The following is a 22,712-nucleotide window of genomic DNA, read 5'->3' as shown; positions in this document are numbered from 1 at the left end:
ATTACACTGTATCGATACATCCGCGCTGCCGGGCGGGAAACACATCAGGTCATCCTTAACCCGACGCATATCGTAGAGGCGATTAACCCGCGAAGTGATTCATCACGCAGGCGAAGCGGGGTGAAAAGTTATCGCCAATAAGAACCGTTTCCTCATTCAGGTGCTTCAGCATATACAACTTGTCGGCACGTTCGTAAGCGTCGAAGAAGAGATAATCGACAGCATCCGTTGCGTCATCATCGGGGGATTTTTCACGTCCATCGGGAGTGAGCATGAAAACGCCTGCGGTATGGCCGAGCGGACGGGCGTAGCGAAAGAACAGTTTTCGGTTAACCGTGAACTCACCCTCATCACTTTTGAATTTCCCTTGTACTGACAATGAAAGGTGTCCGGAATTGTAGCTAGTGATCAGCATAATTCCGTTGAGTTCCTTTTTGCTATTTTGGATGTCGAGTATCGACGTGAATTCCGATGAGCATGAAAAGCTGATTTCTTGTTTCTTCGCATTCCCGGCGATAATGAAAAAAGCAATGGCCGCCAGCCCAAAAATGACAATTACCACTGACCACAGTAAAGGAGAGTGATCGCTTTCCTGCTTCATATCATTCCTCATAATGACGATACTGGCTGACGCAATGGTAATAGCCGAGATTTAGCCCGCATTCAGCGGCAAACGACCACTCAACCAGGTTATGGTTGCTCGCCCACGTATTAAGATAGAGATCTTTTGGATGCGAACAGTTTGGGTTAATCCCCACTGACTTGAATATATCCAGCGCTTTCTTTTCAGTTATGGTATCGGTGAGAGCGTTTCCTAATATATGTACCCGGCATTGCTCGTAGTCGATTGTCCGCAGAATAGCTGCGTCTGTCATGGCGATTTCATTGGGGATCCATGTTAACCACGCTGTCGCCAGCACCGCGATGCTGGTGATTAACGTTGTTATCGCGACAGGCCACCGGTTTCGTTTCTTTTTGTTGAGCCTCGATGCAACATTGGCAATTCTCGCTGGAGCTTGCGCCTCTTCCAGTTGCTGAATATTGATATTGACGTCGCCCATCCGAAATCCCATTCGCGGAATGGTGACGATGAGATCTGCAGGGTGACCCGTTGACGTTATTGCTTTGCGCAGGAATGAAATGTGCTGGTTGAGATTGGCATCCGTCGCTCGGGCACCATTATGCTGGAAAACATTCAGCAGAATTTCATCGCGCGAGGAAATCTCTTTACCATTTTGCAACAAATAGAGCAGTAATTGCGTTGCCACATTATTCAATGTGGCCATTTCACCCGATGTCAGGTCTTTTAGGGTATTTTTATTTGGTCTGAAAACTAAGCCATCACCAATAATTACGGATTTAATTTTGTTTATTGGTATATGAGAAATCACTGATGTCTCCTTTAAAGCAGGATATCTCGCATTCGAGTGGGGGAAGCAATAGCATAACATAATTCATTTATAAAAAATGGTTGCCCCATAGATCGCTTCATTAATATTTATATAACAATATTTTAATATTTCTTATGAGATGTCTCATTCTCCTTTCTCTCTGTCACTATCTTATTGTCATTACTCGCTTTTGATATCCGCTTTCATTTTTACAAAACTTTCATAAATACATTTTGCCTGGTATCCGGGCTAAATAAAAAAATAGTTGATAGATAAAAACTCTATAAAAACATCAAATAATAGATATTAACACTGGTGCTAGCGTTAATTTTGGCGGTTTTTTAGGTAAACGATCGTTGTGCAGGCGGTGATGCAACACGATTCCCTGAGTTTGATTAATACCGTATTTTTGCATTGTGTCATTTTTCTGCCGACTTAATATAAGCCCCGAAACAGCCTGAACTGCTGTGGACTGTATTTCGTATGGAATACCAATGATGTTCAAAATAAGGGGCGGGTTGAGATGGATTGTTTGCAAGGATTTGCGCTACCGCCACCTGCAGATCAGCATTTCCCTGACGTGAAGTGTCTGCGGAAATAGATCGTCGGAATAACTAAAAACAGATATAAGGTTAGTAGTAATATGAAAATGAAAAACGTGGCTGTGGCCTGCGCGCTGATGGCGGGAATGACTTTGACTGCCTCTTCTGCTTTCGCTGCAAAAAGTGTTGAACCGACTAACGGTAAAATTCAGTTCACCGGTTCTCTGGTGAATTCCGCATGCGGTCTGGCACCTGAATCCAGCCCGGTGCAGGTTAATTTTGGTGAGATCCCAACCTCTCAGTTAAAAGACAATCAACGCGCTGGCGTTAAGCATGCCAAAATCGTTCTTCAGGGCTGCGACACCACCGTTGCGAAAACGGCCACTGTGACCTATACCCCGGCAACGATTGATACAGACAACAACGCGCTGGCTGCATTCACCTCTGGTACTGCAAAGGGCGCGGGTATTGGTATGGTTGATAGCGGCAACCAGGACGTGGAATGGGGCAAAGCGGCCTCTCAGGTCAACATTACTGACGGCGAAACCGACATTGATTTCGTTGCTTATCTGCAGGCTAACAACGCTTCTGCAGCGGTAACGCCGGGTGATTTCGAATCTACCGTTAATTTCCAGATCGACTATCAGTAATTACCCGCAGCGGGCGCATTAATGCGCCTGCTTAACCCTTCCTGCGAATAACTGAAAGGAAATACGGTTATGCCTGGATGGCGAATTTTACTGCTTTTTGTCTTTATCTCGCCTGCATGGGTTATGGCTGGTGCCAATCGTCTAAACAGTACGCCCGGCAAAATGCGCATGCGAGGAAATATTATTGAGGCTGCCTGTTATGTTGACCCGCACGACCGGTCGCTACTGGTTGAATTCGATGATCTCTCTGCCAGAGATATTTCCGGAAGACCAGAAAAAGTGTCTGCGCATGATTTCAGTATTCATTTGCTGGGATGTTCATTAGGGGATTCTCAACATTCCGGGAATGTGTTTCAACGCGCCAATATTACCTTTTCTGGTGCGCCCGACAGGGACAATCCTGATTATCTGAGCGTGCAGTCGGAAACTGAAAATTTAGCAATAGAAATATACGACAGCAAAGGACAGCAAATTCATCTGGGCGAACCATCACCTGATTATGTGCTTAACCCAGGAAAGAACACGCTCAACTTTACGGCTTATTTGATCTCCCGTGACGGAAGAATGATATCCGGCGAATTTACTGCGGTCACGCATTTTGTTGTGAATTATCTCTGAGCTGCACTGCAATTCGGGTATCTGAAGGTTTGCGAACGAAAATGATCACGCTGAAAACAGATAAAAAACGCCTGGCGCTATTTATTACTCTGGTTTGTGCCTCTGCATGGGCTGAAGCGGATGAGGCCGTTGAATTTAATACTGACGTACTGGATGCCAGCGACCGGCAGAATGTCGATTTGCAGCGTTTTTCCGAAGGCAACTTTGTGACTCCCGGAGAATATTTGCTGGATGTTCGTATTAACAGCCAGGAAATTCCTCAGCAGTCGATCCGCTATATCGTCGATCCTGCCAACCCGCATAAATCCATGGCGTGTCTGACGCCACAGCAACTCGAATTATTGGCGCTCAAAGAAGAGGCGCTGACCTATATTCATCCGATTAGCGCGACCTGCTATGACATTTCTCGTCTGCCGGGCGTGGCGTTGAATAATAGCGCAGGCGTCCTGGACATTACCGTGCCGCAGGCATGGATGAAATATACCGATCCAGACTGGACGCCGCCGGAGCGTTGGGATAATGGCGTCGCGGGGCTGATTTTTGACTACAGCGTCTCGGGTCAGGCCACACATTACGCACAAGGGGGCGATCGTTACCGCTCTCTTTCTGGCTACGGGCAAACCGGATTTAACCTTGGCGCGTGGCGCTTCCGTGGGCAGTATCAGGCCAATTACGCTTCCGATGATAATCGTGGGCGTATCGACTGGGATCAGATCTATGCTTATCGCCCATTACCGATGCAGGCGGCAAAACTGACGCTTGGCGAAATCTATCTGAATTCTCAGGTTTTTGATTCGGTTCGTTTTACCGGGGTTAACCTTGCCAGCGATGAGCGTATGCTGCCACCGAATTTGCAGGGTTATGCGCCTGAAGTTCATGGCATCGCGCGTAGTAATGCGAAGGTCACCGTCAGTCAGCAGGGACGTGTTATTTATCAAACCACCGTTCCTGCGGGGCCGTTTAACATTCAGGATCTGCACGGCTCGGTACGCGGCACGTTGGATGTACGCGTCGAGGAGCAGGATGGCAGCGTTCAAACCTTTCAGGTTAATACCGCCGATATTCCCTACCTGACGCGCCCAGGCTACGTTCGCTACAACACCGCGGTCGGTAAGCCATCGCTTTACAACCATGACATCCAGGGTCCTGCGTTTTATACCGGCGATTTTTCATGGGGGGTGAGTAATGCGTGGTCGCTGTATGGCGGTGCGCTGCTCACCGGCGATCGCTATAACGCCTGGTCGATGGGGATTGGCCGGGATTTGAGTTGGCTGGGGGCGTTGTCGGCTGATGCGACACAATCCGTGAGTCGGGTGAAGCATCAGGCTGAACAAAAAGGCATGTCCTTTAAGCTCAGCTATGCCAAAACCTTTGATGAATACAACAGCGCCATCACCTTTGCCGGGTACCGCTTTTCACAGCGTAATTTCCGCACTTTTTCGCAATTCCTCGACGAGCAGTATGCCAATAACAACAGCGCCGGTAACGAAAAAGAGATGTACACCATCACCGGTAACAAGACCTTTTTTGCCGACGATCCGCAGTTAGCCACCACGCTGTATCTGACCTACACCCACCAGAACTACTGGGATCGCCGTTCGCAGGATCGTTACGGGTTGTCGATGGGACACAGCTTTTCGTTGGCGGGCATCCAGGGGATCAGCGCCAACCTTGCGGCTTACCGCTCTGAGTATCAGGGCAAACGGGACGACAGTCTTTCGCTTTCAATTTCGGTTCCCTGGAGCGATGGCCGATCCATGGATTATGAGTTGCAAAACAGCGGCAACCAGACCAGCCAGATGGTTTCGTATTCCGATAACCGCGACCGTAATAATCCGTGGCGTTTGCGCGCAGGGGTTTCCGGTGAAGGACACTCGGCGTTTGATGGCTATTACAAGCACCGCAGCATGATGGCGGAGCTGGAATCTAACGTCAGCTGGCAGCAATCACGCTATTTCTCCGTAGGCGGCACGATGCGCGGCGGTTTTACCGCGACGCGTCACGGCGCGGCGCTGCACAACAGCCAGGCGTCAATGAATACCGCCAGAGTGATGGTTGATACCGACGGTGTGCCGAATGTTCCGCTGAACGGCGAACAGGCGCACTCAAACCGCTTCGGTATTGCCGTGGTACCGGACGTCGTCAGCTATCACAGCTTTGACACCCGTATCGATGTGGACGCAATGGACGAGGATATTTCCGCGACCAAAGCCATCGTCACTAACACCCTGACGGAAGGGGCAATTGGCTATCAACGCTTTGCCGTGGCTCAGGGGGAAAAAATGATGGCGCTGCTGCGCCTGAAGGATGGTTCGGTACCGCCGTTTGGCGCTGAAGTGTTTAACGCCAACGGCGTCAGCGTCGCCATGGTGATGGAAAACGGCATGGCCTGGATTGCGGGTGTGAATCCAGCTGAGCGTCTTTCCGTGGCGTGGGGCGGTCGAGCGCAGTGTCACTTACAGGTGCCACAACAACTCAATCCGGAAGGTAACGTGCTGTTGCCTTGTGAATAATTTCAATAACCAGAATGAATTTTGTCATGAAAAATCAAGCTTTTTACTCCGTGCAGCGTTGGCTCAAACCCGTGGCTTGTGGCCTGTTTTTTATTGCAGAGATCAACGCTTCCTGGGCGGGCATTGCGCTCGACCGTACCCGCATGATCATCACCGGTGATGCGCGATCTGTCAGTGCGAACTTAACCAATACCAGCCCGAGCATTCCGTTTTTGGCCCAGTCGTGGGTGGAAGATGCCAACGGAACAAAAGTTACCTCGCCGCTGATGGTCTTACCGCCGCTGCAGCGAATTAACGGTGGGCAAAAGGGCATTGCCCGCGTGACGAAAACCAGTGGGATTAACGCTCTGCCCCAGGATCGCGAAAGCCTGTTCTACCTGAACGTGCGTGAAATTCCACCTAAGCCGGATAAGCCTAACGTGCTGCAACTGGCGATGCAGTCGCGCATCAAATTGTTCTACCGTCCGACTGCCATCGTGCCGGAAACGCCGGGCGCGGTGTGGCAAAACCAACTGGTCTTTCACAAGCAGGGTCTACGCTGGAGCGTGGATAACCCAACGCCATACTTTGTCACCTTAATCGGGTTAAGCCGTAAGCCGGAAGCGCAGGGCGGCGGCAGGCTGACTGACTTCCCCGGGGTTATGGTCTCACCAAAATCCTCGCTTGATTTCAGCGTCACCGACGGCAGCGTTAGCCAGTTTAGCATGATGTATGTGAACGATTTTGGCGGTCACCCTGAATTGAAATTCAGCTGCATAGGCAATGTGTGTAAAGCATTGCCGATGGAGCAACAGCCCCGCTAAAGGACTCGTAAATGAAAAAGATGCTTTGCGCTCTGCTGATGGCAGGAATGGCCAGCTCGGTTCAGGCCACTAGCGGTCGCCAGGATATGAGCAATGTTTCCGGCGAGTATGGCAACGTCCGCTTTCACGGTCGGGTATTCGTTTCGCCGTGCGTGCTGGATATGGCTTCACGCGATCAGACCATCGATCTGGGGGATATTTCCGCCAGCCGCTTTCGCCAGAGCGGCGATCGCAGCGATCCGGTATTGGTGACGCTGAACCTGAATGGCTGCTTAAAAGGCTCTGGCCATACCTTAAGGGATTTTCCCGGACAGGCCAGCGAAATGCCGGAGCTGGCGCATAGCACGGTGGAACGTGGCGTTTCGATGACGCTGATGGCCGAAGGCGCGCCGGAAAACAGCGATCTGGGGCGTATTCGCGGTGATGTGCGAGGTGCAGGCATTCGACTACTGACCGAACGCAACCAGTTGATCCACCTGAATCAACCGCAACGCATGTGGATCCTCAAACCGGGCGACAACGCGATTCACTTTCTTGCCGCGCTGGAATCTTTTGGGCAGGAGGTGACCGCTGGCGAATTTAACGGTCTGGTCAGACTTAAGCTGGAGTATCTATGAGCGTATTGCACAAAGTGCTGCTGTGGGTCGTGCTGGCAGGCTGTCCTCTGGCCGGGCTGGCATTCACACAGGGGGAAGGTGAGCCGGAGGGCGGGTCGCCGCATCAGTACGATATTGAACTGAGCTCACTGGACGTCAGCAAAAACCACGTGGGCGGCAGAACGGAGCCGTTCCCCTGGGAGCTGGGCAGTTGGTATGTGGTGAATTTTTATTGCGAACAGGCTGATATCACCCGGGAGCCTATTTATTACACCACCACGACCACTATGCCGCCTTCAAATCAGGGGGCGAACCGTTTTCGGTTAAACGAGTATCTGGATGTCGAAGTTCAGGTGTGGGTTGCCGGACGTTATAACAAATACATCCAGGCACCTTTTACCAACGTTTCAAACCGCAACAGTAACAACAGTTGCAAAAAGCGTAAGGGCTATACACGCGCCACGAACGTTGAAAGTGGTTCAAAAGGGAAAGTGACGTTTATTGTCACTAAACCCATTATCAATGGCATCAATATCACTTCCCAGTCGCTGGTGGAGGTTGCCGGGCGCATGGGTGGTGCGGGACCTACGCCAACCACGGCGATTTCTCGCGTGGTGATTAAATCGGGCCTGATTACCGTGCCGGATAAATGCACCTTTAACCGGGGAGACAAAATCAGCATTGAGTTTGGCGATCTGCCTGGATCCGCTGCAAAGCTCAACGGCACCAATTACAGCAAGTCGATCCCGATACATGTGGTCTGTGAAGGCGGCAGCTTCGATCAGGGCGCGTTGAACATCAATTTAGGTGTACAAACCACCACGGCGTCAGGTACGGCCGGGTTTAACGATCATCTTCTCGGCACGTTGAGTGGCGGACAGAAACGCGACGATCTCGGCATTATGATTAAAGACGAGAGCGGCGGCACCGTTGTGCCTAATCAGTTCTACAACGTGAAGGGTTTTTACCAGAATCAGGGCGACTGGAATCTCACCGCCGCACCGGTGGCAAAGCCGGGCGTGGGAAGCGTTAAGGAAGGTGAGTTTGAAGCCTCTGCCACCGTTGTCGCGCAGTTTCAGTAGGGTATGGTCATGACTTTCAGAACGTTAATCGCGGTGAGCACGCTGCTGTTTGGCGCAACGGTTCAGGCTGACACCAAACTGGTCGGCGGCGATATGTATTTTCACGGCACCATCAGAGCGCTGGCCTGCAGTCTTGCACCCGGCGGCGACAAAATCGAGGTCGATTTTGGGCAAATCGCGACGCAGGATCTCTATCTCTCAGGACGCAGTAAGCCGGAAAAATTCAGCATCCAGCTACGCGACTGCAACCCGGAGGTTTTCCGCGGGATCTCGGTCACCTTCAGCGGCAAGGAAGATGCGGAGCTTACCGATCATCTGGCGCTGGATAGCAGCGAGCAGGGTGGGGCATCGGGGATCGGAATTGGGATGAGTGAAGACGATGGCACAGCAATCCGGCTTGATGAAAGCACGTCAGTTACAGAGATTACTGAAGGGTCGATGACGCTGAATTTTTTGGCGTGGGTCGCGGCAGAACCGTCGGCGATAAAAAACCAGTCCCTTGAATACGGTCCGTTCAGCGCCAGCGGGACCTGGACGTTGAATTACCAGTAGCATGATGAACGCACAGAATCGGATTGCGCCGCTGCCAGCCCAGAAATTATTGCTGATTGTCAGTCTGTTTTTCTGGTGTGGGGTCATGCACCTCTACTGGTCGAATAACGGCGGCAGCGGTCTGTCGTTGCCGCTTAATATTACGAGCTGGATCTACGCTGCGGTGTTGGTAGCAAGTACGGCGATGGTACTGCCTCACCGACGCTGGCGTATCACTGTACCCGCCATGGGATTTACGCTGGGCGCGCTCATCCTGTCGCTGCTTTGTCTGCTGACGCCTGGCGTCTGGCGGTCCGAGGCGCTGCTGGTGGCGGGGGCGCTACTGGGTGGCGTGGTTGTCTATCTGGTGACATTGCAAATTCCACTTACGGTAAATGTTCGCACGGCATTGCTGGCCCTGTTATGGGGGGCATGCGTCATCGAATGTCTGGCGTTTGTCTATCAGTACTGGCATTGGCCGGGCGTTGATTACTGGGAGTTCGCCTGGCGGCGCGGCACGCGGCCCTACGGTATTTTTCAGCAGGTCAATCTGCTGGCCAGTTTTACGGCGTGCGGTGTGCTGCTGTCAGCCCTACTCGTTTTACGCCTGCGCGGCAGATATCGAATTGTTTTCGGGATTGCTCTGGTGATGATGGGATTTGTGCTGCATGAATCCCAGTCGCAAACCGGCTATTTGTCTCTGGCGGTCGGCGAAGTGTTGCTGCTGGCGGTGTTCCCTGCACAACGCCGCACGTTGTTGCGACTTCTCTTGCCGTTAGCGTTAGGTATGGCAGCAGGCGCGGCCGCTCGCTATTTTTTGTCCGTTGCCACGGTAGATCATTTAACGACTTCTCATGTGCGCTGGACGGTGCTGAAAACGTCACTGGCATTATTTGCTGAACGCCCGTGGATCGGATGGGGCGTGGGCAGTTTCGCTGCTGTTTTTCTCGAACGAGCGGGGCCATTGGGGCTGAGTAGTATCTCGCATCCGCACAACGAACTGGTGCTGTGGCTGGTGGAGGGCGGTCTGGTTGGGCTGGTGGGCGCGCTGTGCTTTATTGCGGGTGGATTATGGCTATGGCTGCACGGAAATCGCTGGCGTCGGGCCTGCCTGGTGGCGGCGTTGCCGGTGGTTATTCATATGTTGACGGAATACCCGGTCAGACAGTCAACGCCACACTGGTTATTGCTGATCCTGCTGCTTCGTTGTGCAGATAGCGCGCTAAAAGGGGCAAGCCTGACGCGTCTGGCGACGTCGTTGATTCGTGTGCTGGCATTTATCTCGTTTCTGGTCGTCACTCCCTTGTTGCTTCTCACCCTGCAGACCCAGCAGCAATTGACCCTGGCGGAACGGCAGTCAACACAGTGGCAACTTGCCGAATCGCTCCCGGTGGGCGGCTGGTTGCTTGCCACACGCTACCGCTTTGATCTCCAGATGGGATACCTGCAACGGTATCAACGTACCCGGGATGCTCGCTGGCTGGCGTTGGTTCGCCGTTGGGCGCCTGACTATGTGCGTGTTCACCCGGACCCGAATATCTCCTTCACGCAAATCTTGCTGGCGTTGCAGCAGCACGACTTGGTTGAGGCGCAGCGTCTGGCGACTCGCTTTTACCTGATCTATCCGAACGATCGCCGTATCTCCTGGTTACAGGATGCACGACGTCCTTTTAATCAAAAAATGGAATGACATGAACAGACTCAGCGAACAGGCTCAATATGTACCCGAGCTTCCCCGTAATGCCGAACTGCTGCGGATCTCCGGGATCCGTTTGCAGCGCATTCATTTTTTTGATGATGCATCACTGGATGTCCGTGAGGTGTTAAGCCAGGTACGCACACCGCTCCCGCTGGATCTTTTTTTCAAGCATCTTTCAATCACCGCGAAACAGCAGCTGTTTATGTGGCAAATGCAGCGGGTGCTGGCACTGCCGGGAAGCTATTCGCTGAATTTATCCGTCAGGATGTTGACCTGTCTGTCGTGGATCTCGCGACTCACCAGGCAGGCGCATGAGGGGCGGATTGTGATTGAAATTCAGGATCCCGCGACCATGATGCGTCTGGAAAAGGCAGAACAGCAGGCGGTATGCATCGCCATAAAAACCCTGGTGCGTCATGGATTTCGCGTGTGGCTGGATGACGTTTCGCCTGAGCTGTTTTTTGTCTGGCGACTGTCTGGCATCCGTTTTGATGCCATTAAAATTGAAAGCGGGATGTTTCATCAGTTCAGATCATCGGAGTGGCAGTTGAGGGTACTGGTCAATCAATTTCGCGGGCTGGGAGAGCGGGTGGTGATCGAGGGAGTAGAAACACCGCAGGATTATGCCATCTGCCGTATGAGCGGCGCAGATGCTGTACAGGGCTTCTTTTTTGAGCAGGAGATTGTGCCGAAAAGCCTGAATCAGTGCTGATTCAGGCTATGGAGATTACTCGCTCAGCGTCTGTGCGATATCTTTCTGTACCTGCTGGCGCTGTTCCGGAGTCAGCACTTTGTTCAGGTCAAAGTAGTATTTCACACGATAATAACGCGCTTGTTGTTCGATATTGCTGAACGCGGAAAGCTGCTTCTTGACGGCGGTTTCATCCCATTTCCCGGACTTGATGACGTCAATCAATGCGCCGTCTTTAACATCTTTCACTGAAATCTGGCTGACGTTGGTTTCAAGCTGCTGGTGCAATTTTTTGATCTGTGCAACCTGGTCGGTGGTCAGCTTAAGGTGCTGGACTACCGGGTCCTGAGCTGGAGCGGGAACGTTGGATACATTTGCTGCAAACGTGCTAAAAGAAGCGCCAGCCACGGTAGCAGCCAGCAAAGCCATGCGTACGAAGTTCTTCATTATTGAAATCCTGATAAAGGAATTATTAACATTGTCAGACACTCGCCGGTTACGAGTGATTATCCCTTGCAGAATACGTTGCCTGAAGCATGTCGCCACGCGAATTTGTTTTGCGGTTGGTTACGGAGTGCAACAATCCCGCTACGGAAAAATCTTACGCAGCGGGAGGAGAGGCGATATCTACAGCGAAAACGGGTCGGCGTCCTGCCAGGCGGGAAACTTTTCACGATACTCACGCAGCGCCGAGAGCGACAGTTCAGCGTCAATGCGTGTGGCCTGATGCGGCTCGGCGGTGGCAATAATCTCACCCTGGGGATTTATCACCCTGCTGTCACCGCGATAATGATGGCCGTTACCGTCAGTTCCTACACGGTTACATCCTGCTACATACGCCTGATTCTCAATCGCCCGCGCAGTGAGCAGAACCTGCCAGTGCAGCGAACGCGGCGCGGGCCAGTTAGCCACATACAAGGCGAGGTCGTAATCGTTACGGTTGCGCGACCACACCGGAAAACGCAGGTCATAACAGACTAACGGCAGAATGCGCCAGCCGCGCCATTCAAAAATTACGCGTGCTTCTCCCGCCTGGTAATGCTGGTGTTCATCCGCCATGCGGAACAGATGACGCTTGTCATAGAAATGCACATGACCTTCGGGCTCGACCAGAAAAAAGCGGTTAACCGCACCGCGTTCGGACTGAATCGCGGCACTGCCCGCGATCAGGGCGTTCGTCTGTTGCGCTTTGGCGCGCATCCAGCTTACGACTTCTTCCTGTGGCAGCGATTTGTTTGCTGCTTCCATCGCAAATCCGCTGGTAAACATCTCGGGCAACACAATCACATCACGTCCGGTGGCGGTTTCCAGTTGTCGGTCGAAATGGCGTAGGTTGGCCGGGCCATCCATCCAAATCAACGGTTGTTGCAGCAGCGTAATTTTCAAACCAGGCACGATCGAGGCTCCTCGTTGAACAACATTTTGACACTGTAGCATGAGCCTTAACGAAAATGTGGCAATAAAAAGCCCCGCATTAAGCGGGGCTAAACGTTATGCGTGTGTCGTTATGCCGCTTCGACTTTACGCACTTTCTCTGGCAGCTTTACCGGCTGAGTCGCCAGCTCCTCGGGTTCAAAGTCATCCACGTTGATGCTGCGCAGACGGCTCGCTTCGGCTTTCACCAGAATCGCGGCTTCATCTTTATCAATCAACCCTTTGGCCAGCGCGTTATGCGCCAGTTCGTCCAGGCGGGTAAACGGCAGGTTTTTACCCAACTCTTTGCAGATCCGCTGGTGGATAGGGTCGGCTGCAATCACGTCCAGCAGAGCTTCTTCCAGCAAACCGACCGGGTTATGTTCGCTTGGCGTCAGGTATTGACCGCGACCAAGGCGAGAACGGGTAGCGCTCGGAACCTGCAAAATCTTCGCGACCTTATGATCCAGCTTGTCGGACGGTGCATGATAGTGGCGACCGGTCGGGAAGATAAGCACACTCAGCAAACCGGCAACCAAACGGTTCGGGAAGTTTTTCAGCAGATCGTCCATCGCCTGTTCGGCTTTGTACAATGCATCCTGGACGCCCCAGTGAACCAACGGCAGGTCGGCTTCATTACGGCCTTCATCGTCATAACGTTTCAGTACTGCAGAGGCCAGGTACAGCTGACTTAACACATCCCCCAGTCGCGCCGAGATACGTTCACGACGCTTCAGGCTACCGCCCAGAACGGCCATGGACACATCCGAAAGCAGTGCCAGGTTGGCGCTCAGACGGTTCAGGTGCTGATAGTAACGTTTGGTCGCATCGGCGGTTGGCGTGCTGCTGGTTAAGCCACGCGTCAGGCCCAGCCAGAAACTGCGAACCTTATTGCTGCCAACGTGACCGATATGTTTGAACAGCAGCTTGTCGAACGCATTCACATCGTTATTCTGTGCCGCAGCCATCTCTTCCAGCACGTACGGATGGCAGCGAATCGCACCCTGACCGAAGATCATCATGCTACGGGTCAGAATGTTAGCGCCTTCAACGGTAATGGCGATAGGCGCCCCCTGATAAGCACGGGCGAGGAAGTTGCTTTCGCCAAGCATGATGCCTTTACCGCCAGTAATATCCATGGCATCGATGATTGACTGCTGTCCACGGTGAGTACAGTGATACTTCACGATAGCCGACAGTACCGCCGGTTTTTCACCCAGCATAATGCCGTAGGTAATCAGCGACGCTGCAGCATCCATCACGTAGGCGTTACCGGCAATACGTGCCAACGGCTCTTCAATACCTTCCATCTTGCCGATAGAGATTTTGAACTGGCGACGAATATGCGCATACGCGCCGGTTGCCATTGCGACCGATTTCACGCCGCCCGTGGAGTTGGACGGCAGGGTAATACCGCGCCCCACAGACAGACATTCCACCAGCATACGCCAGCCCTGACCGGCCATTTTTGGGCCACCGATAATGTAATCAATCGGCACGAAGACATCTTTGCCCAGCGTCGGACCGTTCTGGAACGGCACGTTCAGCGGGAAGTGGCGACGGCCAATCTGTACGCCCGGCGTTGAGGTTGGGATCAGCGCACAGGTAATGCCGAGTTCTTCTTCGCCACCCAGCAGTTTTTCCGGGTCGGAGAGTTTAAATGCCAGGCCCAGTACGGTAGCGATAGGCGCCAGCGTGATATAACGTTTGTTCCAGGTCAGGCGCATACCCAGCACCTGCTGGCCCTGCCAGTCACCCATACAGACCACGCCGGTATCAGGGATCGCACCTGCGTCGGAACCTGCTTCCGGGCTGGTCAGAGCGAAACATGGGATCTCCTGACCGCGTGCCAGACGCGGCAGGTAATGGTTCTTCTGCTCTTCGGTGCCGTAATGCTGCAGCAGTTCGCCTGGGCCTAATGAGTTAGGTACGCCGACAGTGATCGCGAGGATCCCGGAGACGCCGGAGAGCTTCTGTAATACGCGAGCCTGGGCATACGCGGAGAATTCCAGCCCGCCGTACTCTTTCTTAATGATCATGGCAAAGAAGCGGTGTTCTTTCAGATACGCCCACAGTTCCGGCGGCAGATCCGCGAGTTCGTGGGTGATCTGGAAATCATTCGCCATGCGGCATGCTTCTTCCACCGGACCATCAATAAACGCTTGTTCTTCAGCTGTCAGATGCGGCTGAGGATAGTTATGCAGCTTTTTCCAGTCTGGTTTACCCTGGAACAGGTCGCCTTCCCACCAGGTTGTACCGGCATCAATCGCTTCTTTCTCAGTACGCGACATTGGCGGCATGACTTTACGGAAACCGCGGAACACCGGCGCAGAGATCATGGATTTACGCATCGGCGTCAAGTTAAACGGTACGAGAATAATGGCCAGAGGAACCAGCAGCCAGACTGACCACAGACCAGCCACGCCAAGCGCAGCCGTCCAGGCGAGCAAAATTAAGCTGCTGAGGAATAAGCTCACGCGGTGATAGAACAATACGCCGAGCAGAACAACCGTAGCGAGAATACTCAAAATCATCATAACGAAAAGCTCCCTTGCTTGTAGGAGGTCTGACCACTTGTGATGATATGGTTGTAGTGGATGTAAATTCTTTTAGCAATGTGTTTACAAAATAATTACAACAAAGCTCACATTGTTGGTGTTTTAACCGGCACAAAAAATCAAAAGCCGCGGCCATTCCTGTGGCTTGTACTTCTCGCTGGTAGCGCTATCCGGTACACTGCATCTTGTCATTTACATTCATGCTGAAGGATATCCTCATGTACCAGGATCTTATTCGTAACGAACTGAGCGAAGCGGCGGAAACGCTGGCTAATTTTCTTAAAGATGACGCCAATATTCACGCCATTCAGCGCGCGGCGGTCCTGTTGGCAGACAGCTTTAAAGCCGGTGGTAAGGTACTTTCTTGCGGTAACGGCGGTTCCCATTGCGATGCAATGCACTTCGCCGAAGAGCTGACCGGACGCTATCGTGAAAACCGCCCTGGTTATCCGGCTATTGCTATCTCTGACGTTAGCCACATCTCCTGCGTTAGCAACGATTTTGGTTACGATTATGTATTCTCCCGCTACGTTGAAGCGGTTGGCCGTGAAGGTGATGTCCTGTTAGGCATCTCGACGTCGGGTAACTCTGGTAACGTGATTAAAGCGATTGCCGCAGCGCGTGAGAAGGGGATGAAAGTCATCACCCTGACCGGTAAAGATGGCGGCAAAATGGCGGGCAGTGCGGATATCGAAATTCGCGTGCCGCACTTTGGCTACGCTGATCGTATTCAGGAAATTCATATCAAAGTGATTCATATCCTGATTCAACTGATCGAAAAAGAGATGGTTAAATAACTATACCCGTCATACTTCAAGCTGCAGGTGCGTTGGTTGCGCTCAGAAACCCCAGTCACATAGTTATCTATGCTCCTGGGGATTTCTTCCCTTACCGCCTTCCTGCAACTCGAATTATTTAGGGTATAGCATATTGTTTTATCTGATATTTTGAGTTTTGATTGGATGTAACAATTACGCCTTCCCGCTTAAGGCGTTTGTGGAGGTGATGTATGTGCGAACTGCTCGGGATGAGCGCCAATGTGCCAACCGATATCTGCTTTAGCTTCACCGGGCTGGTTCAGCGCGGGGGAGGGACCGGGCCGCACAAAGACGGCTGGGGTATTACGTTCTATGAGGGTAAGGGTTGCCGTACGTTTAAAGATCCGCAACCCAGCTTTAACTCGCCTATCGCCAAACTGGTACAAGACTATCCAATTAAATCCTGTTCCGTGATTGCCCATATTCGTCAGGCGAATCGTGGGGAAGTGGCGCTGGAAAATACCCATCCATTTACCCGTGAACTGTGGGGACGCAACTGGACGTATGCCCATAACGGGCAGCTCAGCGGTTATAAATCGCTGGAGACCGGTAATTTCCGTCCGGTCGGTGAAACCGACAGCGAAAAAGCTTTCTGCTGGCTGCTTCACAAGCTGGCAGAACGTTACCCGCGCACGCCAGGTAATATGACAGCGGTGTTTAAATATATCGCGGCGCTGGCAGGAGAACTGCGGGAGAAGGGGGTCTTCAACATGCTGTTGTCTGACGGTCGCTATGTGATGGCTTTCTGCTCGACCAATCTGTTTTGGATCACCCGTCGAGCGCCATTTGGCGTAGCGACGCTGCTGGATCAGGATGTGGAGATTGATTTTAGCTCAGAGACCACACCCAATGATGTGGTCACCGTGATTGCCACTCAGCCGTTAACCGGCAATGAAACCTGGCAAAAGATTATGCCAGGCGAATGGGCATTATTTTGTCTCGGGGAGCGCGTAGTTTGATGCCAGCTGCGGTTGAACGACTTCGTGACTCAACGGCTTGCTGATAACGTAACGGCCATCGACGACGGAAACGGTCGGTGGCTTACGCGTTTGTTCAAAGTAATCGTATCCTGGCTTTAACTGGGCCCAGAAATCTTTGTAATACGAAAACTTATGGCGCTGCATGTTGGCATCGGTCATGCGGAACGGGTAGATGCTCACCTGTACGCTGGATTGTCCGAACACCAGAGCGCCGGTGACAAACTGGAAAATCTCATCAATACCGTTGTCGGTCATCGCATAGCAGCCGACGGAAACGCAGGCGCCGTGGATCATCAGGTATTTACCTTCATAACCGTGAGCACGGTCGTAGGCGTTAGGGAAACCGATGTTAATCGCTTTATAGAAGCGGCTATCCGGTTTGAGCTGTCCGCGTTGTACGCTGTAAAACCCTTCCGGGCTTTTGAAATCGCCCTGACGCTGTTTTGGCCCTAAGCCGCCGGAATAATTACAGATCTTATAACTGTCGAGCAATTGATACTGTTCGCCCATCTTGACGTACAGATCCAGCGTTCGCTCTTCTTTGAAGATCTGGATATAGACAGGGGAGCCCATTAACTGCTGCTTATATTCTTTGCTGACAGGCGTGGTCGGGCTGCTGCTGCTCAGCAAACCAGCAAATGAAACGCACGGCAATAAAAGCATCGCAAGAAAAAATGCGATTTTACGCATACTGCTTATTCCTTGATAAAACGATTACACACGCCAGGACGGCAAAAAGAATCCCCAAATCGGATAAATCTGGATCTGGAGCGCTCACATTAGCACCAAGAGAGTTTTTCGCAAGTCTCTCGTGCGCCGTTTACACTTTAGTTTTTCTTTATACGGAAAATTGCGCTTAAAGGCAGTCAGACACTGGCCTATTTTGCTGGCGACCACACTGCATTTTGTCTTATTAGTGAAGAATGTCTAATGTATTGAATTTAAAAAATTAATTATTTAATAATCGAATATTAAAAAGGAATGATGAGCAATAGCGGTAGACTGCGGCGAACGTGTTTGACCAGGTATTCTTCTTTTCATGTTTTTTGTCTCTGCACCCCGTTGCTTCTTGCCGGGCCTGCTGTCTTTGTGTGTTGTGCTGTCATTACCGTCTGTCGCCAAAGTTCAGCCCCACTTATCTGACGCCCATTTAAGCTATGCGGCGCAATTGCGTATGCGTAACCGCGCCCGGTTGCTGAAGCAGTATCACGCCCAGGTAAAAAAACAGGCAAGCTACGTGGTGGAAGGCAATGCAGAAAGTAAACGCGCGCTGCGCCAGCAGAATCGGACGCTGATTAAACAGCACCCTGAGTGGTTCCCGGGGCCGCTAAAAGCCAGCGACCATCGCTGGCAGGAGTTGGCTGAGAATGACCATTTTCTCAGTAGCGATCATCTGCACAATATCACTGAAGTGGCCATCCACCGGCTTGAGCAGCAGCTAGGCAAACCTTATTTGTGGGGCGGTACCGATCCGGATGAAGGGTTTGACTGCAGCGGGCTGATTTTTTATGCCTACAACAAAATTCTGGCGGCAAAATTGCCCCGTACGGCGAATGAAATGTATCACTACCGGCGGGCAACGATTGTCTCAAATCGCGATCTTCGCCGTGGTGATTTAGTGTTCTTTCATATTCACAGCCGGGATATTGCCGATCATATGGGCGTCTATTTGGGGCAGGGACAATTTATTGAATCACCGCGGACGGGAGAAACTATTCGGGTGAGCAATTTATCCGATGACTTCTGGCAGGATCATTATCTTGGCGCCCGTCGTATTCTTACGGAAAATACGATTCTGTAATCAAAAAGGCGGTGTAATGACACCGCCTCGCCAGGCGTTAACTCAACGCCCCCATGATCTTTAATTCCAGCTCATCCGGAACTTCGTTATAAGACAACACCTGCAAACCCGGAGCAAACAGGCGCGCATAGCGGGCGAGCAGAGGACGTAACTGCGGCGCAACCAGCAGCACCGGCTCTTTCCCCGCCGCTTTCATCTGCTCTTTTATCTGCGGCATATTGGTCTGGAACTGATTCAGCATATTGGGATCGACCGGCACGCTATCCAGCACCACTTTTCCACTTTGCTGAGCCTGATTCACCACATTCGCCAGCAGATTCTCCAGCTCGCTATTCAGCGTATATACCGCCAGCTCATCTTTGCGTACAAACGGGTGGGTAATGCTGCGACGTAATGCCAGACGCACATCCGCCGTTAACAGAATATGATCTTTGGTCACGGCGCTACTGGCGACCAGTACGGTGGCTATGGTGACGATATCGCGCAATGACACACCTTCGATAAGCAGCGCCCGGTACACTTTCAACAGCTGGCTGTAATTCAGCGCTGCGCTCAAATCTTCCGCCAGACGCGGCGCCATAGAAGAGAGGCGGTTATGCAACTGCGTAATGTCATCGTAATTAAACAGCTCTGGAATATAGTTGCGAATGATCTTATTCACATGCGTCGCAATGACGCTGGCGCTATCAATGACCTGATATCCCATATTTAACGCTTTGGCTTTTTGCGCCGGGACAATCCAGGTGACCGGCATACCGTAGGCCGGATCGTGGCCTAAAACACCGTCGATTTCGCCATAGGTTTCACTGGAGGGCAGCGCCATCAGCTTATCTGCGGGAATATCGGCCTCATCGGCCTTGATCCCATTGATAAAAATGGCGTACTGGGTTGGTTTAAGGCGGAAGTTTTCGCGAATGCGAATTTCCGGTAGCAACACGCCGTTGCTGTCTGAGATCACCTGCCGCACACCGCGAATACGTTGAGTGAGCGGATTCCCTTTGGATTTGTCTACCAACGACACCAGCTTGTACCCCAGGCTCAGGCTGATAGGTTCAATTAAGGGGATGGTTTCCCAACTGACCTGCTGCTCGGTGGTTTCTGCGATGGTTTTGGTTAGCGTTTCGAGATTTTTCTCTTCGGTCTCAGCAACCTTGGGTCGCTTGCTCATGCGCCAGGCGGTGAATCCCAGCAGGGCGCTGAAAATCAGGAAGGGGAAATGCGGCATCCCCGGCACCACTGCCAGCACAAACATAATGCTGGTGGCGGTATACAGCACGGAGGGGCTGGCCAGCAGTTGGCTACGCACGTCGGTGGCAATATCGCCGCTGTCGCTTACGCGGGTGACGATGATCGCTGCCGCGGTCGACAACAGCAGAGAAGGGATCTGAGCGACCAGGCCGTCACCGATGGTCATCAGTACGTATTGCTGGAATGCGGCGTCGGCGCTTAAATCGTATTTAAAGATCCCGATACAGACGCCGCCGATCAGGTTGATAGCCAGGATCATCATCCCGGCGATTGCATCGCCGCGCACGAACTTTGACGCACCATCCATCGCACCATAGAAATCCGCTTCGCCCGCCACGTCTTTACGTCGCGCTTGCGCCTGCGCCTGATTAATCAGTCCTGCGTTGAGATCGGCGTCGATCGCCATCTGCTTACCGGGCATGGCGTCCAGCGTAAAGCGGGCAGACACTTCGGAGATACGCTCCGCGCCTTTGGTTACCACGATAAAGTTAATGATCATCAGAATGATGAACACCACGAAACCCACGACAAAGTTACCGCCGATCACCACCTGACCGAAGGATTCAATCACTTTACCGGCAGCGCCTGCCCCCATGTGACCGTGCAGTAATACCACGCGTGTTGACGCCACGTTCAGCGTCAATCGCATCAGGGTGGTGATCAGCAGAATAGTCGGGAACAAGCTGAATTCGAGCGGGCGTTTTGCGGAAACGGCCACTAACAGCACCATCACCGCCAGCACGATGTTAAAGGTGAACAGAATATCCAGCAGGGCCGGTGGTAACGGTAGGATCACCATGGCCAGGATACACAGTATAACCAGCGGAATGCCGATGTTACCGTTACGCAGCAGCGCCAGGAATTGTTTAGTTGTTTTCGGCATCCAGTTTAAGAACCTCTTTTGGAATGGAAATATGTCTGTTCAGCGAAGGACGTGCTTGTGAACCGTCACGCCAGTGCTTCATTTGCAGTACATAGGTCAGGACGTGTGCAATCGCCCGATACAGTTGAAATGGGATCTGTTGATTCACCTGGGTGGTGTAATAAACGGAGCGTGCCAGCTTCGGAAACTCAACGATTTCAATATTGCTTTCTGCCGCCACCTGGCGGATATACAGCGCGATTTCATCGGTGCCTTTGGCAACCACGAAAGGCGCGGCGGCGCGTGACTGGTCGTACTGCAGCGCCACGGCATAGTGGGTTGGGTTGGTGATCACCACATCGGCTTTTGGCACAACTTTGCGAATTTGCCCCATCGCCATTTGCCGTTGCAGGCGACGGATCCTGGCCTTAACCTCGGGTTTACCTTCCTGATTTTTATACTCTTCTTTCACTTCCTGTTTGGTCATCTTCAGCCCTTTGGTGAACATTTTTTTCGCCAGAGGGACATCGACCAACGCAAAGAAAACAAACAGGATGACAAAGTTGCGCATGATGCTGCTGTATAGCGCCAGACCATCGCTGATGGCCTGTTTGAAATGAAGCTCTTGCAAGCCGAGAAATGCGGCAACGTTATTGCGTACGCTGATCCATAGCATCACCAGCAGCACTATCGCTTTGAGCGTCATCTTGCCGGTATCCACCAGATGGTCGGTGGAAAACAGGCGACCAATCCCTTTGATCGGGCTTAATTTGCTAAAGTCGGGCAATATTTTTTTCGGCAGGAATAGCCAGCCACCCGGAACCAATGAGGCAAACAGCGCGGCAACCGGCATGGGTAACAGCGTCAGGATGAATTTCCCCAGAATCAGCAGATGGTGTTCAAGGAACTGACCGATGATGTCCGGGTCATTAATGTTCTGCGCGTACTGATGCACGCTGATAAAGCTTTCGCGCACGAAATCTTCGTACCAGGGAAAACTGCTGGAGATCACCATAAACGCGGCAAACAGACTGGCGGCAAGCCCCATATCTTTTGAACGCGGTATTTGTCCCTCTTGTCTGGCCTTGCGAAGTTTTTGCGCCGAGGGTTTTTCTGTTTTTTCTTCGCTACTGCTATCCGCCATAGTGCCCCTTCAACGCGTCAAGCTGCTGTAAGACGAAATTCGCCAGGTGCAAATAGTGGTCGGGCAGGTTGTAAAGCAGGGTCGCAAAGCAGATCAGGCCCGCCAGCATGTTGATGGGAAAACCTAATGAGTACAGGTTGAGCGGCGGCGCAATACGGTTTAGCAGACCAAAGCAGCCCTGAACAATCAGCATGATAAAGGTCGTCGGCAGCGCCAGCAGCGTGGCGGCGGCGAATACCCAGCCTAGCGCCAGAGAAATTGTGCGCAGAGATTGCGGATGCAACGCATTGCCAATCGGCCAGTAAGTAAAGCCTTTGAATAAAATGCTCACCAGCAGCAGATGCCCGTCCATGGCAAAAAACAGTATCACCGCGTAGATGTTGATCATTTCCGCCAGCACCGTCGTCGACGCGCCGCTGCTGGGGTCGTTCATCACCGCCATGCTCATCCCCATATTAAAAGAGAGGATTTGGCCTGCCAGTTGTAGCGCTAAAAATAAAAACTGCAGCATCAGGCCGAAAAGCATTCCCCACAGAAACTGCTCTGCAGTCAAAATAATGCTGTTCATCGACAGCAGGCTGGTGGGCACCGGGTGGGGGATAAGGGGCGTAATGATAAAGGCTAACGCCAGTGACAAGATAATGCGTATCCGTATGGTCAGCGCGGCATTATCCAGTACCGGCGCGTAGTGAATAAACGCCATAATGCGCACGAAGGGAAACCACATGCCCAGGATCAGATTACTTAACTGCGTAATATCTGTTTCGCGCAT

General features: G+C 52.1%; 21 protein-coding genes. 12 read left to right on the top strand and 9 right to left on the bottom strand.

Annotation, left to right across the window (positions count from 1 at the left end):
• Positions 1-82: 82 nt before the first annotated feature.
• On the bottom strand, positions 83-601 hold the full coding sequence (locus ACVXHP_RS17620; protein WP_447571924.1) for a hypothetical protein: 519 nt from the start codon (positions 599-601) through the stop codon (positions 83-85).
• Between the two features lies 1 nt (position 602).
• Positions 603-1,391 carry a winged helix-turn-helix domain-containing protein gene (locus ACVXHP_RS17615; RefSeq protein ID WP_447571923.1) on the bottom strand — a complete coding sequence of 263 codons (789 nt, stop codon included), beginning with the start codon at positions 1,389-1,391 and terminating at the stop codon, positions 603-605.
• A 643-nt stretch (positions 1,392-2,034) separates the two neighbouring features.
• Between ACVXHP_RS17615 and ACVXHP_RS17610 the strand changes: the two genes are divergently transcribed.
• The 9 genes from ACVXHP_RS17610 (at position 2,035) to ACVXHP_RS17570 (ending at position 11,137) form a co-directional block, all read left to right on the top strand.
• Positions 2,035-2,583 (top strand): fimbrial protein, encoded by a 549-nt coding sequence (locus ACVXHP_RS17610; protein ID WP_447571922.1) that lies wholly within the window; start codon positions 2,035-2,037, stop codon positions 2,581-2,583.
• A 69-nt stretch (positions 2,584-2,652) separates the two neighbouring features.
• Positions 2,653-3,201 (top strand): fimbrial protein, encoded by a 549-nt coding sequence (locus ACVXHP_RS17605; protein WP_447571921.1) that lies wholly within the window; start codon positions 2,653-2,655, stop codon positions 3,199-3,201.
• A gap of 41 nt (positions 3,202-3,242) precedes the next feature.
• Positions 3,243-5,714 carry a fimbria/pilus outer membrane usher protein gene (locus ACVXHP_RS17600; RefSeq protein ID WP_447571920.1) on the top strand — a complete coding sequence of 824 codons (2,472 nt, stop codon included), beginning with the start codon at positions 3,243-3,245 and terminating at the stop codon, positions 5,712-5,714.
• A 14-nt stretch (positions 5,715-5,728) separates the two neighbouring features.
• On the top strand, positions 5,729-6,517 hold the full coding sequence (locus ACVXHP_RS17595) for a fimbrial biogenesis chaperone (RefSeq protein WP_447571919.1): 789 nt from the start codon (positions 5,729-5,731) through the stop codon (positions 6,515-6,517).
• A gap of 11 nt (positions 6,518-6,528) precedes the next feature.
• Entirely contained in the window at positions 6,529-7,134 is a 606-nt protein-coding gene (locus tag ACVXHP_RS17590) for a fimbrial protein (RefSeq protein WP_447571918.1), read from the top strand.
• A complete protein-coding gene (locus ACVXHP_RS17585; RefSeq protein ID WP_447571917.1) occupies positions 7,131-8,195 on the top strand; it encodes a fimbrial protein in 1,065 nt (354 codons plus the stop codon). The genes ACVXHP_RS17590 and ACVXHP_RS17585 overlap by 4 nt, the downstream gene beginning before the upstream one ends.
• A 9-nt stretch (positions 8,196-8,204) precedes the next feature.
• A complete protein-coding gene (locus tag ACVXHP_RS17580) occupies positions 8,205-8,747 on the top strand; it encodes a fimbrial protein (RefSeq protein WP_038637520.1) in 543 nt (180 codons plus the stop codon).
• Position 8,748: 1 nt separating this feature from the next.
• Complete coding sequence (locus ACVXHP_RS17575; RefSeq protein ID WP_447571916.1) at positions 8,749-10,416, top strand: O-antigen ligase family protein; 1,668 nt, start codon at positions 8,749-8,751, stop codon at positions 10,414-10,416.
• Between the two features lies 1 nt (position 10,417).
• Positions 10,418-11,137: an EAL domain-containing protein gene (locus tag ACVXHP_RS17570; protein WP_304696636.1), complete on the top strand. Its 720-nt coding sequence runs from the start codon at positions 10,418-10,420 to the stop codon at positions 11,135-11,137.
• A 15-nt stretch (positions 11,138-11,152) separates the two neighbouring features.
• Here the strand turns inward: ACVXHP_RS17570 and ACVXHP_RS17565 are convergent, their stop codons facing one another.
• From ACVXHP_RS17565 to fadE, 3 genes are all read right to left on the bottom strand, one after another.
• Entirely contained in the window at positions 11,153-11,563 is a 411-nt protein-coding gene (locus ACVXHP_RS17565; RefSeq protein WP_447571915.1) for a Spy/CpxP family protein refolding chaperone, read from the bottom strand.
• 180 nt (positions 11,564-11,743) lie between these two features.
• Complete coding sequence (locus tag ACVXHP_RS17560; protein ID WP_447571914.1) at positions 11,744-12,511, bottom strand: amidohydrolase; 768 nt, start codon at positions 12,509-12,511, stop codon at positions 11,744-11,746.
• A 110-nt stretch (positions 12,512-12,621) separates the two neighbouring features.
• Positions 12,622-15,066 carry an acyl-CoA dehydrogenase FadE gene (gene fadE, locus ACVXHP_RS17555; protein WP_447571913.1) on the bottom strand — a complete coding sequence of 815 codons (2,445 nt, stop codon included), beginning with the start codon at positions 15,064-15,066 and terminating at the stop codon, positions 12,622-12,624.
• Between the two features lie 239 nt (positions 15,067-15,305).
• Here fadE and lpcA point away from each other — a divergent pair, with 239 nt between their 5' ends.
• Both lpcA and ACVXHP_RS17545 read left to right on the top strand, forming a co-directional pair.
• Positions 15,306-15,884 carry a D-sedoheptulose 7-phosphate isomerase gene (gene lpcA / locus ACVXHP_RS17550; RefSeq protein ID WP_016151815.1) on the top strand — a complete coding sequence of 193 codons (579 nt, stop codon included), beginning with the start codon at positions 15,306-15,308 and terminating at the stop codon, positions 15,882-15,884.
• Between the two features lie 212 nt (positions 15,885-16,096).
• On the top strand, positions 16,097-16,864 hold the full coding sequence (locus tag ACVXHP_RS17545; RefSeq protein ID WP_200008055.1) for a class II glutamine amidotransferase: 768 nt from the start codon (positions 16,097-16,099) through the stop codon (positions 16,862-16,864).
• Here the strand turns inward: ACVXHP_RS17545 and dpaA are convergent.
• Positions 16,835-17,575 carry a peptidoglycan meso-diaminopimelic acid protein amidase gene (dpaA, locus tag ACVXHP_RS17540; protein ID WP_042310464.1) on the bottom strand — a complete coding sequence of 247 codons (741 nt, stop codon included), beginning with the start codon at positions 17,573-17,575 and terminating at the stop codon, positions 16,835-16,837. The genes ACVXHP_RS17545 and dpaA overlap by 30 nt on opposite strands.
• Positions 17,576-17,924: 349 nt before the next feature.
• On the opposite strand from dpaA, the gene ACVXHP_RS17535 reads away from it, so the two are divergent.
• Positions 17,925-18,686, top strand: coding sequence for a C40 family peptidase (locus ACVXHP_RS17535; protein ID WP_316128488.1), 762 nt, complete (start codon positions 17,925-17,927; stop codon positions 18,684-18,686).
• A 37-nt stretch (positions 18,687-18,723) separates the two neighbouring features.
• Here ACVXHP_RS17535 and flhA read toward each other — a convergent pair whose 3' ends face one another.
• From flhA to fliR, 3 genes are read right to left on the bottom strand one after another with little or no spacing between them, the layout of a single operon-like run.
• Complete coding sequence (gene flhA, locus ACVXHP_RS17530; RefSeq protein WP_200008051.1) at positions 18,724-20,817, bottom strand: flagellar biosynthesis protein FlhA; 2,094 nt, start codon at positions 20,815-20,817, stop codon at positions 18,724-18,726.
• Complete coding sequence (gene flhB, locus ACVXHP_RS17525) at positions 20,801-21,940, bottom strand: flagellar biosynthesis protein FlhB (RefSeq protein ID WP_447571912.1); 1,140 nt, start codon at positions 21,938-21,940, stop codon at positions 20,801-20,803. Before flhB ends, flhA begins: the two co-directional genes overlap by 17 nt.
• Positions 21,930-22,712 carry a flagellar biosynthetic protein FliR gene (fliR, locus tag ACVXHP_RS17520; RefSeq protein WP_137349244.1) on the bottom strand — a complete coding sequence of 261 codons (783 nt, stop codon included), beginning with the start codon at positions 22,710-22,712 and terminating at the stop codon, positions 21,930-21,932. The genes flhB and fliR overlap by 11 nt, the downstream gene beginning before the upstream one ends.

This window comes from Citrobacter freundii complex sp. 2025EL-00176 (genome assembly GCF_053309355.1).
This window is presented reverse-complemented; position numbering and strand designations above follow the sequence as displayed.